The organism is Streptomyces sp. NPDC001410 (assembly GCF_042895235.1).
In the GTDB taxonomy this organism is placed as follows: domain Bacteria; phylum Actinomycetota; class Actinomycetes; order Streptomycetales; family Streptomycetaceae; genus Streptomyces.
On the sequence record NZ_JBIAWE010000010.1, the window covers coordinates 317,407 to 330,064 of the forward strand.

Below are 12,658 nucleotides of genomic sequence, written 5' to 3' on the forward strand. Positions count from 1 at the left end.
CCGTAGGCACATGCCTGGGGGGACACACCCGTTCCGGTGTGTCCCCCCAGGGAGTTCACGAACGTCAGCCCTCGCTGACGCCCAGCTTCTCCAGGATCAGTTCCTTGACGCGGGCCGCGTCGGCCTGACCGCGGGTCGCCTTCATGACCGCGCCGACCAGGGCACCGGCCGCGGCCACCTTGCCACCGCGGATCTTGTCCGCGATGCCCGGGTTGCCGGCGATGGCCTCGTCGACGGCCGTGCCGAGGGCCGAGTCGTCGGAAACCACCTTGAGGCCGCGCTTCTCGACGACCTCGTCCGGGGTGCCCTCGCCCGCGAGGACGCCCTCGATGACCTGGCGGGCCAGCTTGTCGTTCAGGTCGCCGGAGCTGACCAGCTCGGTGACCCGGGCGACCTGCGCCGGCGTGATCGACAGCTCGTCCAGCGACTTGCCCGACTCGTTGGCGCTGCGTGCCAGTTCGCCCATCCACCACTTGCGGGCGGAGGCCGCGTCGGCACCGGCGTCGATCGTGGCGACGATCGGGTCCAGCGCGCCGGCGTTGAGGATCGCCTGCATGTCGGTGGCCGAGATGCCCCACTCCGCGAGCAGGCGGGTGCGGCGGGCCAGCGGCATCTCCGGCAGCGCGGCGCGGATCTCCTCGACCCACTCGCGCGAGGGCGCCACCGGGACGAGGTCGGGCTCCGGGAAGTACCGGTAGTCCTCGGCCTCCTCCTTCACACGGCCCGAGGTCGTCGACCCGGTGTCCTCGTGGAAGTGGCGGGTCTCCTGGATGATCGTGCCGCCGGAGGAGAGCACGGCCGCGTGGCGCATGATCTCGAACCGGGCCGCACGCTCGACGGAGCGCAGCGAGTTGACGTTCTTCGTCTCGGAGCGCGTGCCGAACTTCTCGCTGCCCTTGGGCATCAGCGACAGGTTGACGTCGCAGCGCATCTGGCCCATCTCCATGCGGGCCTCGGAGACACCGAGGGCACGGATGACCTCGCGCAGCTCACGGACGTACGCCTTCGCCACCTCGGGGGCACGGTCGCCGGCGCCGACGATCGGCTTGGTGACGATCTCGATGAGCGGGATGCCCGCGCGGTTGTAGTCGAGGAGGGAGTGCTGCGCGCCGTGGATACGGCCCGTGGCACCGCCGACGTGCGTCGACTTGCCGGTGTCCTCCTCCATGTGGGCGCGCTCGATCTCCACGCGGAAGGTCTCGCCGTCCTCCAGCTGCACGTCGAGGTAGCCGTTGAAGGCGATGGGCTCGTCGTACTGGGAGGTCTGGAAGTTCTTCGGCATGTCCGGATAGAAGTAGTTCTTCCGGGCGAAGCGGCACCACTCGGCGATCTCGCAGTTCAGCGCGAGACCGATCTTGATCGCGGACTCGACGCCGGTCGCGTTGACGACCGGTAGCGAGCCGGGCAGGCCGAGGCAGGTCGGGCAGGTCTGCGAGTTGGGCTCGGCGCCCAGCTCGGTCGAACACCCGCAGAACATCTTGGTCTTGGTGCCGAGTTCGACATGGACCTCAAGGCCCATGACGGGGTCGTACGACGCCAGTGCGTCCTCGTACGACACCAGGTCGGTCGTGGTGGTCACGGTGAAAACTTCCCTCTCAGCCCAGCAGGACGTCGTCGTCGCCCAGCCGCTTCAGCTCGCGGTAGAGGATGGCGAGGCCGGTGACGATCGCGACGGCGGACACGGTGGCGTCGATCAGCCGCAGCGTGTCGTGCTCGGCGCGCGCCTTCTTGATCTGCTTGGCCACACCGAACGCGCCGAACGCGGTCCCGGCCATCGACAGGTACGTGCCGGACTTCGACTTCTTGAAGCCCTTGGCCTTGTTCAGTGCACTCACAGCGACGGAGCCTCCTCGAGCAGCGGGTGCCCCCACTTTTCCACGAAGGCGGCCTCGACGGCGGCGCCGACCTTGTAAAGGCGGTCGTCCTTCAGCGCCGGGGCGATGATCTGCAGGCCCACCGGGAGGTTGTCCTCCGGGGCGAGGCCGCAGGGCAGCGACATGGCCGCGTTGCCCGCCAGGTTGGTCGGGATGGTGCACAGGTCGGCCAGGTACATCGCCATCGGGTCGTCGGCGCGCTCGCCGATCGCGAAGGCGGTGGTCGGCGTCGTCGGGGAGACGATCACGTCGACCTGCTCGAAGGCCTTCTCGAAGTCGCGCGTGATGAGCGTGCGCACCTTCTGCGCGGAGCCGTAGTAGGCGTCGTAGTAGCCGCTCGACAGCGCGTACGTGCCGAGCATGATGCGGCGCTTGACCTCGGGGCCGAAGCCCGCCTCACGGGTGAGGGAGGTGACCTCCTCGGCCGAGTGGCTGCCGTCGTCGCCGGTCCGCAGGCCGTAGCGCAGGCCGTCGAAGCGGGCGAGGTTGGACGAGCACTCGGACGGGGCGATCAGGTAGTACGCCGACAGCGCGAGGTCGAAGGACGGGCAGTCCAGCTCGACGATCTCGGCGCCCAGCTCCTTGAGCAGCGCGACCGACTCGTCGAAGCGCTGGATGACGCCGGCCTGGTAGCCCTCGCCGCGGAACTGCTTGACCACGCCGACCCGCATGCCCGCGACGCTGCCGTTGCGGGCGGCCTCGACCACCGGCGGGACGGGGGCGTCGATGGAGGTGGAGTCGAGCGGGTCGTGCCCGGCGATGACCTCGTGCAGGAGGGCCGCGTCCAGGACCGTACGGGCGCAGGGGCCGCCCTGGTCCAGGGAGGACGAGAAGGCGACCATGCCGAAGCGGGAGACCGCGCCGTACGTCGGCTTCACGCCGACCGTGCCGGTGACGGCGGCCGGCTGGCGGATGGAGCCGCCGGTGTCGGTGCCGATGGCCAGCGGGGCCTGGAAGGAGGCGAGAGCGGCGCTGGAACCGCCGCCGGAGCCGCCGGGGATCTTGGTGAGGTCCCACGGGTTGCCGGTCGGGCCGTAGGCGCTGTTCTCGGTGGAGGACCCCATGGCGAACTCGTCCATGTTGGTCTTGCCGAGGATGACGACGTCGGCGGCCTTCAGCCGCTTGGTCAGCGTCGCGTCGTACGGCGGGATCCAGCCCTCGAGGATCTTCGAGCCGACGGTCGTCGGCACGCCCTCGGTGGTGAAGATGTCCTTGAGCGCGAGCGGGACGCCGGCCAGCGGGCCGAGCTTCTCGCCGCGGGCCCGCTTCTCGTCGACGGCGCGGGCCTGTGCGAGCGCGCCCTCGCGGTCGACGTGCAGGAAGGCGTGGACCTTCTCGTCCACGGCCTCGATGCGGGCCAGGTGGGCCTCGGTGACCTCGACGGCCGTCAGCTCGCCGGAGGCGATCTTCTCGGCGGTCCGGGCCGCGGTGAGCTTGATGATGCTGTCCGTCATGGTCAGTCCTCCCCCAGGATCTGCGGCACCTTGAAACGCTGCTGCTCCTGGGCCGGGGCGCCGGAGAGCGCCTGCTCGGGGGTGAGCGAGGGACGGACCTCGTCCGGCCGCATGACGTTCGTCAGCGGGAGCGGGTGCGAGGTCGGCGGTACGTCTTGGTCGGCGACCTCGCTGACGCGGGCGACCGCGCCGATGATGTCGTCGAGCTGGCCTGCGAAGTGTTCGAGTTCTTCGGGCTTCAGCTCCAGACGCGCCAGCCGGGCGAGGTGGGCGACCTCCTCGCGCGTGATGCCAGGCATGCAGCGTTCCTCTGGGGTGAGTGTGTGTGGTTAGGGGCTGGGGCTAGTCGTCCCATTCCCGTCGTCCGCCCGAAGGGCGGGTCGCGCGGCGTCTGGCGCGTGCGATCGCAAGGCGCCGGAGCGTCCTCGTGGCGGAGCCACGTGGACGGTTCGGCAACGCGGCGAGCGTGCGTGCCAGACGTCGCGCGACAGACGGGAATGGGACGACTAGCCCCAATCCTATGGGGCGGGCCCCGGTGCCCGTGAAACGGTTTGCCGGGGCCCCTCCGTCAGCACGCCCTCAGCGCCGCCTCGCGTCCCATACCTCACTGCTCAAGAAGTGGTTGTCGTACAGCTCCTGCACGTCCAGGAGGCTCTCCGGGGGGACCTCGCCGAGGGCGATGCGCTGTAGGTGGCGGAAGTACTCGAAGCGCTCGACGCCCGGTGTGATGACGATGAGCAGGTCGGCGTCGGCGCCGGGTACGGCGGCGAAGGCGTGCGGCTTGCCGGGCGGGACGATGACGAGGTCGCCCGGGCCCGCGGTGACGACGTCCTCGCCGGAGAGGATGTCGGCGGCGCCGTCCAGCAGGAAGAACATCTCGGCGGAGTTGTCGTGCCAGTGCGGCTTGGCGCCGTCGGCGCCCGCCGTGAGGGTGACGCGCTGGGTGGACAGCGCGCCGCCGGTCCGGCTGCTGTCGGCCAGCAGGCGCACGGTGGTGGGCGCGCGGCCGACGACCTCGGCCTCGGCCTCTCGGACGATCACGGACTCGTCGAACTTCGGAACGAACAGCGACATCTCAAAACCCCCTGGTGACGGTGGTGCCGTGGTCAGACGAGGAAGAGCAGTGCGGCGCTGATCAGTACAACGACCGCGGTGGCGAAGTGGATCCCGAAGGCGACGGCCTTCGTGCCGCCGTTGCGCAGGACTATCAGCGTGTCGCCGAGCGGGACAAGGGCCACGCAGAGCATGAACCAGGCCTCGGCCTGCGCTCCGACGAAGGCCAGCAGCGCCAGACCCAGCAGGCCGAAGGTGCCGTCCTTCAGGCCCTTGACCGTGAGGTAGGCGCCGGCGTCGCCTTCCGGCCGGGCGGGCACGCCGTAGCCGGCCGCGGCGGAGGCGGGCTGGAACAGGAAGCGGTATCCGAGGAACACGCAGAACAGGTCGAGCACGACGGCCAGGGTGTACGCGGTGACGGTCACGTCTCTTCTCCTCGCTAGCAACGCTAGGGACAAGAGCGAAGCTAGCAGAGCATCGAAAGAAACGCTAGCGGTGCTAGAATTGCGGTCATGACGATCCAGACGCGCCGAGAGCGCGAACGAGCGGAACGCGAGCGGCTGATCGTGACGACCGCGCGGGAACTGGCGGAGGCGGAGGGCTGGGACGCGGTGACCACGCGTCGGCTGGCCGCCGAGATCGAGTACAGCCAGCCGGTCCTCTACAGCCACTTCAAGGGCAAGGGCGCGATCATGGCGGCGGTCGTGGTGCAGGGCTGCGCGGACCTGGCGGCCGAGCTGGCCTCGGCGCGGGCCGAGGCACAGGGCGTGCGTGAGTCACTGGCGGCGGTGGCGGAGACGTACACGTCCTTCGCGCAGCGCCGGCCGGCTCTCTACGACGCGATGTTCACCCACCTCGTGGACCTGCCGTTCGCCACGGAGGAGGCTCCGGAGCCGTTGCGGGCGGCGTTCGGCGAACTGTTCTCCGCCGTCCAGCCGATCGCGGCCGAGGGCGACGACCCCGGCCTGCTGACGGAGACGTTCTGGGCGGGGCTGCACGGGTTGGTGACGCTGATGCGCAGTGGTCGACTGCCGGAGGAGGCGCATGAGCGCAGGCTGGCCCTGCTGATCGGGCACTTCACCGGGCACTGACACCCGCAGCCGCCGGCGGCGATGGCCCCCCGCGGGAAGCGGCAACGGTCCAGCCGAGCTGAACGGGCGGGCGGTCGGGAAGACTACTCGGCAGCCGGCAGAGCCGCCCGCGGCCGCTGCCACCCGCGGGACCCCCGCGCCAGCAGCCACGCCGTCGTCTCCTCGGGGGGCATCGCCGCGGCGACCAGCCACCCCTGCACCGCGTCGCATTTGAGGTCGCGCAGCCGCTCCCAGGTCTCGTCGTCCTCCACTCCCTCGGCGACGACCAGCAGCCCCAGCGAGTGCGCCAGGTCGACCGTGCAGCGCACGATCTCGGCGTCCTCGGCGTCCACGGCCAGCCGGGCCACGAAGGACCGGTCGATCTTCAGCTCGCTCACCGGCAGCCGCCGCAGATGCACCAGCGAGGAGTACCCGGTGCCGAAGTCGTCCAGGGACATCTTCACGCCGTGCCCGGTGAGCCCGGCGAGGGTGTCGGCGGCCCGCTGCGGGTCCTCCAGCAGCACGTGCTCGGTTATCTCCAGCTGGAGCGCTCCCGCGGGGACTCCGTGCCGGGCCAGCCGGGCGGCGACGGAGCCCGCGAAGCCGGGCGTGTGGACGTCGCGCGGGGAGACGTTCACGGCCACCGGCACCCGCAGCCCCTGGGCCCGCCACCGGGCGACCTGTGCGAGCGCGGTCTCCAGCACGTACTCCGTCAGATGGGGCATCAGCCCCGAGGACTCGGCTATCGCTATGAACTCGTCCGGCGGCACCTTCCCGCGCTCGGGATGCACCCACCGCACCAGCGCCTCCAGGCCGGCGACCTGTCCGTCGAAGCGGACCTTCGGCTGGTAGTGCAGCTGCACCTCGTGCGCGTCCAGCGCCCGGCGCAGATCGCCCAGCAGGCCCAGCCGGTCCGGGGTGTTGGAGTCCCGCTTGGACTCGTAGACCTCGACGCCCGTACGGTCCCGCTTCGCCTGGTACATCGCCACGTCCGCCCGCCGCAGCAGCCCCTCGGCGTCCAGCGCGTGGTCCGGGAAGACGGCGACGCCGGCGCTGGCCTCCAGGACGAGGGTGAGCCCGTCGAGGTCGAGCGGGGAGCTGAGGGCGGCGACGAGGCCGCGGGCGACCCGCGTGGCGGACGTGGTGGAGTCCGCGACCGGCAGTAAGACGGCGAACTCGTCACCGCCGAGCCGGGCGGCCTCCGCGCCGCGCGGGAGGGCGATCCGCAGCCGGTCGGCTATCTGCAGCAGCAGCCGGTCACCGGCGAGATGACCGAGGGTGTCGTTCACCGACCGGAATCGATCGAGGTCGATCAGCATGAGGGCGGTGCGGGCGCCGATGCGCTCGGCGTCGTCGAGGGCGGTCCAGATCCGCTCCAGCAGCCACTGCCGGTTGGGCAGTCCGGTCAGCGGGTCGCGCAACTGCTCCTCGGCGCGGGCCCGGGCCATCCACAGCGTGGAGTCGAGGGCTATCAGCGGGATGGCGAACAGCGGGAGCAGGATCGGCTGGGCGTCGGCGACCACGCACACCAGCGGGGCGATGCCGAGCAGCGCGACGGCAACCAGACCCTGTCTGACCAGGGCGGTACGGGCGACGGTGGGCAGTCCGCCGCCGCGCGGTGCGTGCAGGTACCACAGCAGGCCGCGGCTGACCAGGAGATAGGCGGCGGCGACCAGCACCACCTCGGGCACGGTGGCGATGCCCCAGCTGTCGGGGCTCCAGGGATCCTCGACCGTCGGTACGCGCCCGAAGGCGCCGAGCACCAGGGCGCCGGCGCTGATCCCGAGGATGTCCACCGCGCCGTGCAGCACGCCCTGCCGCCAGCGGTTGCGCCTGGCTATGCCGACCAGGACGACGACGGTGAGGCTGACCATCGCGGCGGGCACCCAGCCGTACAGCAGCAGGACGGCGAGGGTGAGGGCCGCGCCGGAGCCCGTGCCGCCCCACCAGCGGGCGCGGCCGAGCATCACGAGGTGGCCGACGATGGTGCCGGTGAGCACGGCCAGCGACCAGCCGAGCGTGCCGCCCGGGAAGAGGGCGTGGTTGTCGCTGAAGGCGCGGTAGAAGCCCGCGCCCAGGGCGAATCCGGCGGCCGCCACGAGGCCCGCGGGCAACGCGGGCCAGGACAGGTGCCGTTCGGGGTCGCTGCCGGGCAGCGCGGGGGCGGCCTCGATGGCCGGCGGGATCGGTGTGTGTGCCTCGGTCGCGGTGCCCGGTCCGACCGGGCGCGCCCGAGTGCCCGTGCGCTCGGCGCCCCACCCGGTCCACCGGATCCCCCGCCACGCGACCGCACGGCGGCGCAGGCGCAGCCGTGAGTCCGGGGCGGCGCTCTCGGTCGGTTCCATTCCCGTCCCTCTCACAGCCGGCGGTGCCCACGCCACGCGGCCCGATGCCCGACAACCATCAGCGGCTCCGCGTCGAAGAAACCTTCCCCGTGCCCTTCGCAGGCAGGGGGATGCCCCAGCCGCAGCTGGGCACGGCAGGCGCACACCTCAACAGTAGGCCGCGGAAGGCTTCCTCGGGCAGCGGTCGTCGACGGTTGCCCGAATGCGCCCGGGCCACCCGTATGCAACTGATATGCACCGAACGGGTGGCCTTCAACCGCTACTCCCCGGTCGGAAGCGCGACTTCCGTCGCCGCCTCGGGCCCCTGCTCCAACAGGACGCCGAAACCGTCCTCGTTCAGAACCGGAACCTTGAGCTGCATGGCCTTGTCGTACTTCGATCCCGGATTGTCGCCCACCACGACGAACGAAGTCTTCTTCGAAACCGAACCGGTCACCTTCGCACCGCGGCTCTGCAGCGCCTCCTTGGCGCCGTCCCGGGTGAAGTTCTCCAGCGTGCCGGTCACGACGACGGTGAGACCCTCCAGCGGGCGCGGCCCCTCGTCCTCGCCGGACGACTCGTCCTCCAGCGGGACTCCGGCCGCCTTCCACTTGCGGACGATCTCGCGGTGCCAGTCCTCGGCGAACCACTCCTTGAGGGCGGCGGCGATGATCGGGCCGACGCCGTCGGTGGTGGCCAGCTCCTCCTCGGTGGCCTGCTCGATGCGGTCGACGGAGCGGAACTCGCGCGCGAGGGCCTGCGCCGCCACCGGGCCGACGTGCCGGATCGACAGGCCGTTCAGGAAGCGGGCGAGCGGGCGGGCCTTGGCCGCCTCGATGTTCTCCAGCAGCGCGAGGGTGTTCTTCTTCGGCTCGCCCTTCTGGTTGGCGAAGACCGTGACGACCTTCTCCTCGCCCGTCTTGGGGTCCCGCTTGGGCAGGCCGCTGTCCGGGTCGAGGACGTAGGCCTTGATGGGCAGCAGCTTCTCCACCGTCAGGTCGAACAGGTCGCCCTCGTCCACCAGCGGCGGGTCGGCCGGCTCCAGCGGGCGGGTCAGCGCGGCGGCGGCCACCGCGCCGAAGTTCTCGATGTCCAGGCACTCACGGCCCGCGAGGTAGGAGACGCGCTCGCGCAACTGGGCCGGACAGGTACGCGCGTTGGGGCAGCGGAGGTCGATGTCGCCCTCCTTCATGGGCCGCAGCGGCGTCCCGCACTCGGGGCACTCGCTGGGCATCACGAACTCCCGCTCGGCGCCGTCCCGCAGGTCGACCACCGGGCCGAGGATCTCCGGGATGACGTCACCGGCCTTGCGGATCACCACGGTGTCGCCGATGAGCACGCCCTTGGCCTTGACGACCTCCTGGTTGTGCAGAGTGGCGAACTCGACCTCGCTGCCCGCGACCGTGACCGGCTCGACCTGGGCGTACGGCGTGACGCGGCCGGTGCGGCCGACGCCCACCTTGATGTCGATGAGCTTGGTGTTGACCTCTTCCGGCGCGTACTTGTAGGCGATCGCCCAGCGCGGGGCCCGGGCGGTGGAGCCGAGACGGCCCTGGAGCCGGATCTCGTCCAGCTTGACGACGGCGCCGTCGATCTCGTGCTCCACGGAGTGGCGGTTCTCGCCGTCGTAGTGGGCGATGAACTCCCGTACGCCGCCCAGGTCGTCGACCACCCGGTTGTGCGGGGACGTGGGCAGGCCCCAGGTCTTCAGCAGGTCGTAGGCCTGGGAGAGGCGGGTCATGCCCGTGAAGCCCTCCAGGGCGCCGATGCCGTGGACGACCATGTGCAGCGGGCGGGTGGCGGTGACCCGCGGGTCCTTCTGGCGCAGCGAACCGGCTGCGGCGTTGCGGGGGTTGGCGAAGGGCTTGTCGCCTGCCGCGACCAGCCGGGCGTTCAGCTCCTCGAACTTCTCCATCGGGAAGTAGACCTCGCCGCGGATCTCCACGAGGTCGGGGACGTCGTCGCCGTGGAGGTGGTCCGGGATCTCCGCGATCGTGCGGACGTTCGGGGTGATGTCCTCGCCGGTGCGGCCGTCGCCGCGGGTCGCCGCGCGCGTGAGACGGCCCCGTTCGTAGGTGAGGTTGACGGCCAGGCCGTCCACCTTCAGCTCGCACAGGAAGTGGTACTCCTGGTCGCCCAGCTCCCTGGCGATGCGGGCGGCCCAGGCCGCCAGCTCCTCGTCGTTGAAGGTGTTGTCCAGGGAGAGCATCCGCTGGCGGTGCTCGACCGCCGTGAAGTCCGTCTCGTACGACCCCGCGACCTTCTGGGTCGGCGAGTCCGGCGTGCGCAGCTCCGGGTACTGCTCCTCCAGCGCCTCCAGCGTCTTGAGGAGCTGGTCGAACTCCGCGTCGCTGATGACGGGAGCGTCCTTCACGTAGTACCGGAAGCGGTGCTCCTCGACCTGCTCCGCGAGCAGGGCGTGCTTCTCGCGGGCCTCGGCGGGCACCGTCGTCGTCTCCGCTTGCTTGTCGCCGGCCACCGTGTGGTCCTCCCGTTACTCTGGGTTGTCCGCGAGCGATCTCGCCGCCCGGACGCAGTGGGCGAGCACCTGGCGTGCGTAGGCGGGGGAAGCGCCCGCGAGACCGCACGCCGGGGTGATCGTGACCGCCTCCGCGAGCAACCCCGGATGCAGCCCCAGCCTGCGCCACAGCGTCCTGACACCCATGACGCTACCGGCAGGGTCTGACAATGGGCCGTCCGTGCCCGGGACGACACCGGCGAACAGCCGCGTGCCGCCTTCCACGGCCTCGCCGATGGCGTCGTCGTCACGTTCGGTGAGGAGCGAGAAGTCGAAGGAGAGCGCGGCGGCTCCGGCCCGGCGCAGCAGGGCGAACGGGACGTCGGGCGCGCAGGAGTGGACCACGACGGGTCCGCCGTCGTGCACCCCGATGACGTCGCGCAGGGTGGCCTCCACGACCTGCCGGTCCACGGCCCGGTGCGTGCGGTAGCCGCTGGCGGTGCGGACCTGTCCGCGCAGTACGGCGGTGAGGGAGGGCTCGTCGAGCTGGAGGACGAGCCGGGCGCCCGGGACACGGCGCCGCATCTCGGCGAGGTGCAGCCGCAGGCCCTCCGCCAGCGAGCCGGCGAGGTCGCGGCAGGCGCCGGGGTCGGACAGTGCGGACTCGCCGTTCCTCAGCTCCAGGGCGGCGGCCAGCGTCCACGGGCCGACCGCCTGCACCTTGAGGTCGCCCTCGTAGTCCTGGGTGAACTCCTCCAGGGCGTCGAGGTCTTCGCCCAGCCAGGACCGGGCCCGCTTGGTGTCGCGGCCCGGCCGGTCGCCGATCCGCCAGCCGCTGGGCTCCACGCGCGCGTACAGCTCGACGAGCATGCCCGCGGTCCGTCCGATCATGTCGGCGCCGGGGCCGCGGGCGGGCAGCTCGGGCAGGAACGCGAAGTCCTCGAAGCTGCCGGTGACGGTCTTGGCGGCCTCCCGCGCGTCCCCGCCGGGCATGGACCCGATGCCGGTGGCGGAGCTGAAGGTGAAATGGCTGGTCTCACTCACCCCGGAAGCGTATGCCGTACGACGCACCAGGGGGCTCCGCCCCCTGGACCCCCGGCCTATGCCCACCCACCACCCGGCTCGGTCGGCTGACAGGCGAAGGCAACAGCTTCACCGCCCCGGTCGCACCGTCAGGTCGTTGACCTCCGCGTCCCTGGGCAGGTCCAGGGCCATCAGGATCGTCGTCGCGACGGACTCGGGGTCGATCCACCGGGCCGGGTCGTAGTCCTTGCCCTCCTGCTGGTGGACCTTGGCCTGCATGGGGCTGGCCGTGCGGCCGGGGTAGACGGAGGTGACGCGGACGCCGTTGCCGTGCTCCTCGTGGCGCAGGGAGTCGGCCAGGGCCTTCAGACCGTGCTTGGAGGCGGCGTACGCGGACCAGCCGGCGTGGGCGTTGAGGCCGGCACCGGAGTTGACGAAGATCACATGGCCGCGGGCGGCGCGGAGCTGGGGCAGGAAGTGCCGGGTCAGCTCGGCCGGGGCGACCAGGTTGACGTTGAGCTGGTGGCGCCAGGTCTTGGGGGTCAGCTCGCCGACCTCGCCGAGGTCCACGACTCCGGCGATGTGCAGCAGCGAGTCGACCCGGTCGGGGAGCGCCTGGTGGGAGAAGGCCCAGGAGAGCTTGTCGGGGTCGGCCAGGTCGCCCACCAGGGTGCGCGCCCCGGGGTACTCGGCGGCCAGCTCCTTCGCGCGGCCGGCGTCGCGCGCGTGCAGGACGATGTCGTCCCCGCGCGCGTGCAGACGGCGGGCGACGGCCGCGCCGATGCCGGAACCGGCCCCGGTGATCACATGTGTAGCCATGCCCGCCATGCTCGCATCATCGGGCGTGCAAAGACTCCTCCAGGTAGGCCAGTGCGGCGGCCGGCTCGTCGGCGAAGAAGACCAGCTCGGACAGCGGGCGGGGCAGGAAGCCCTCGGCCTCCATGCGGCGGAACTGCTCCTGGAGGCCGTCGTAGAAACCGGCCGTGTTCAGCAGCACCACCGGCTTCTTGGTGTGGCCGTGCTTCTTCAGCTCCAGGATCTCGGTGGCCTCGTCGAGCGTTCCGGTGCCGCCCACCATGATCACCACGGCGTCCGCCTTCTCCAGGAGCAGCCTTTTGCGTTCGGCGAGGTCGGCGGCGACGACCATCTCGTCGGCGTCGGGGCGCACCTTCGCCGCGAGGAACTCCACGGAGACGCCCAGCAGCCTGCCACCCGCCTCGTGCACCCCGTCGGCGACCACCTTCATCAGACCGACGTCGGAGCCGCCCCAGACCAGGGTGTGCCCGCCCTTGCCGAGCAGTTTCGCGAAGTCGCGCGCGGGGCGCGTGTAGCGCTCGTCGAGGTCGGCGGCGGAGAGGAAGACGCAGATGTTCATGTCACCCACCGTATGTGGGAAGAAGTT

The 12,658-nt window shown here is 71.3% G+C and carries 12 protein-coding genes; 1 reads left to right on the top strand and 11 read right to left on the bottom strand.

From position 1 onward, the window contains the following. Positions 1-64: 64 nt before the first annotated feature. The 6 genes from gatB to ACFY3C_RS23965 all read right to left on the bottom strand — a co-directional run bounded on the left by gatB (position 65) and on the right by ACFY3C_RS23965 (position 4,806). Entirely contained in the window at positions 65-1,579 is a 1,515-nt protein-coding gene (gene gatB, locus ACFY3C_RS23940) for an Asp-tRNA(Asn)/Glu-tRNA(Gln) amidotransferase subunit GatB (RefSeq protein ID WP_386576596.1), read from the bottom strand. A gap of 16 nt (positions 1,580-1,595) precedes the next feature. Further along, complete coding sequence (locus ACFY3C_RS23945) at positions 1,596-1,835, bottom strand: hypothetical protein (protein WP_020942391.1); 240 nt, start codon at positions 1,833-1,835, stop codon at positions 1,596-1,598. Further along, a complete protein-coding gene (gatA, locus tag ACFY3C_RS23950) occupies positions 1,832-3,328 on the bottom strand; it encodes an Asp-tRNA(Asn)/Glu-tRNA(Gln) amidotransferase subunit GatA (RefSeq protein ID WP_390772160.1) in 1,497 nt (498 codons plus the stop codon). Before gatA ends, ACFY3C_RS23945 begins: the two co-directional genes overlap by 4 nt. A 2-nt stretch (positions 3,329-3,330) precedes the next feature. Continuing rightward, positions 3,331-3,627: an Asp-tRNA(Asn)/Glu-tRNA(Gln) amidotransferase subunit GatC gene (gene gatC, locus ACFY3C_RS23955; RefSeq protein WP_030231941.1), complete on the bottom strand. Its 297-nt coding sequence runs from the start codon at positions 3,625-3,627 to the stop codon at positions 3,331-3,333. Between the two features lie 280 nt (positions 3,628-3,907). Beyond that, the gene (locus tag ACFY3C_RS23960; protein ID WP_386576598.1) at positions 3,908-4,402 is read right to left on the bottom strand and encodes a cupin domain-containing protein; all 495 of its coding nucleotides are present in this window, start codon (positions 4,400-4,402) and stop codon (positions 3,908-3,910) included. Positions 4,403-4,434: 32 nt separating this feature from the next. Further along, positions 4,435-4,806: a DUF4267 domain-containing protein gene (locus tag ACFY3C_RS23965; RefSeq protein ID WP_389182099.1), complete on the bottom strand. Its 372-nt coding sequence runs from the start codon at positions 4,804-4,806 to the stop codon at positions 4,435-4,437. 87 nt (positions 4,807-4,893) lie between these two features. Here ACFY3C_RS23965 and ACFY3C_RS23970 point away from each other — a divergent pair, with 87 nt between their 5' ends. Beyond that, on the top strand, positions 4,894-5,472 hold the full coding sequence (locus ACFY3C_RS23970) for a TetR/AcrR family transcriptional regulator (protein WP_386576600.1): 579 nt from the start codon (positions 4,894-4,896) through the stop codon (positions 5,470-5,472). Positions 5,473-5,555: 83 nt separating this feature from the next. Here ACFY3C_RS23970 and ACFY3C_RS23975 read toward each other — a convergent pair whose 3' ends face one another. From ACFY3C_RS23975 to ACFY3C_RS23995, 5 genes are all read right to left on the bottom strand, one after another. Next, on the bottom strand, positions 5,556-7,796 hold the full coding sequence (locus tag ACFY3C_RS23975; protein ID WP_390772161.1) for a putative bifunctional diguanylate cyclase/phosphodiesterase: 2,241 nt from the start codon (positions 7,794-7,796) through the stop codon (positions 5,556-5,558). A 259-nt stretch (positions 7,797-8,055) separates the two neighbouring features. Continuing rightward, positions 8,056-10,254 (bottom strand): NAD-dependent DNA ligase LigA, encoded by a 2,199-nt coding sequence (gene ligA / locus ACFY3C_RS23980; protein ID WP_390772162.1) that lies wholly within the window; start codon positions 10,252-10,254, stop codon positions 8,056-8,058. Between the two features lie 15 nt (positions 10,255-10,269). Continuing rightward, entirely contained in the window at positions 10,270-11,277 is a 1,008-nt protein-coding gene (locus tag ACFY3C_RS23985; RefSeq protein ID WP_386576603.1) for a methionine synthase, read from the bottom strand. 108 nt (positions 11,278-11,385) lie between these two features. Then, positions 11,386-12,075, bottom strand: a complete 690-nt coding sequence (locus ACFY3C_RS23990) for an SDR family oxidoreductase (protein ID WP_390772163.1) — start codon at positions 12,073-12,075, stop codon at positions 11,386-11,388. 16 nt (positions 12,076-12,091) lie between these two features. Next, positions 12,092-12,631, bottom strand: coding sequence for a TIGR00730 family Rossman fold protein (locus tag ACFY3C_RS23995; RefSeq protein ID WP_390772164.1), 540 nt, complete (start codon positions 12,629-12,631; stop codon positions 12,092-12,094). Positions 12,632-12,658 lie beyond the last annotated feature (27 nt).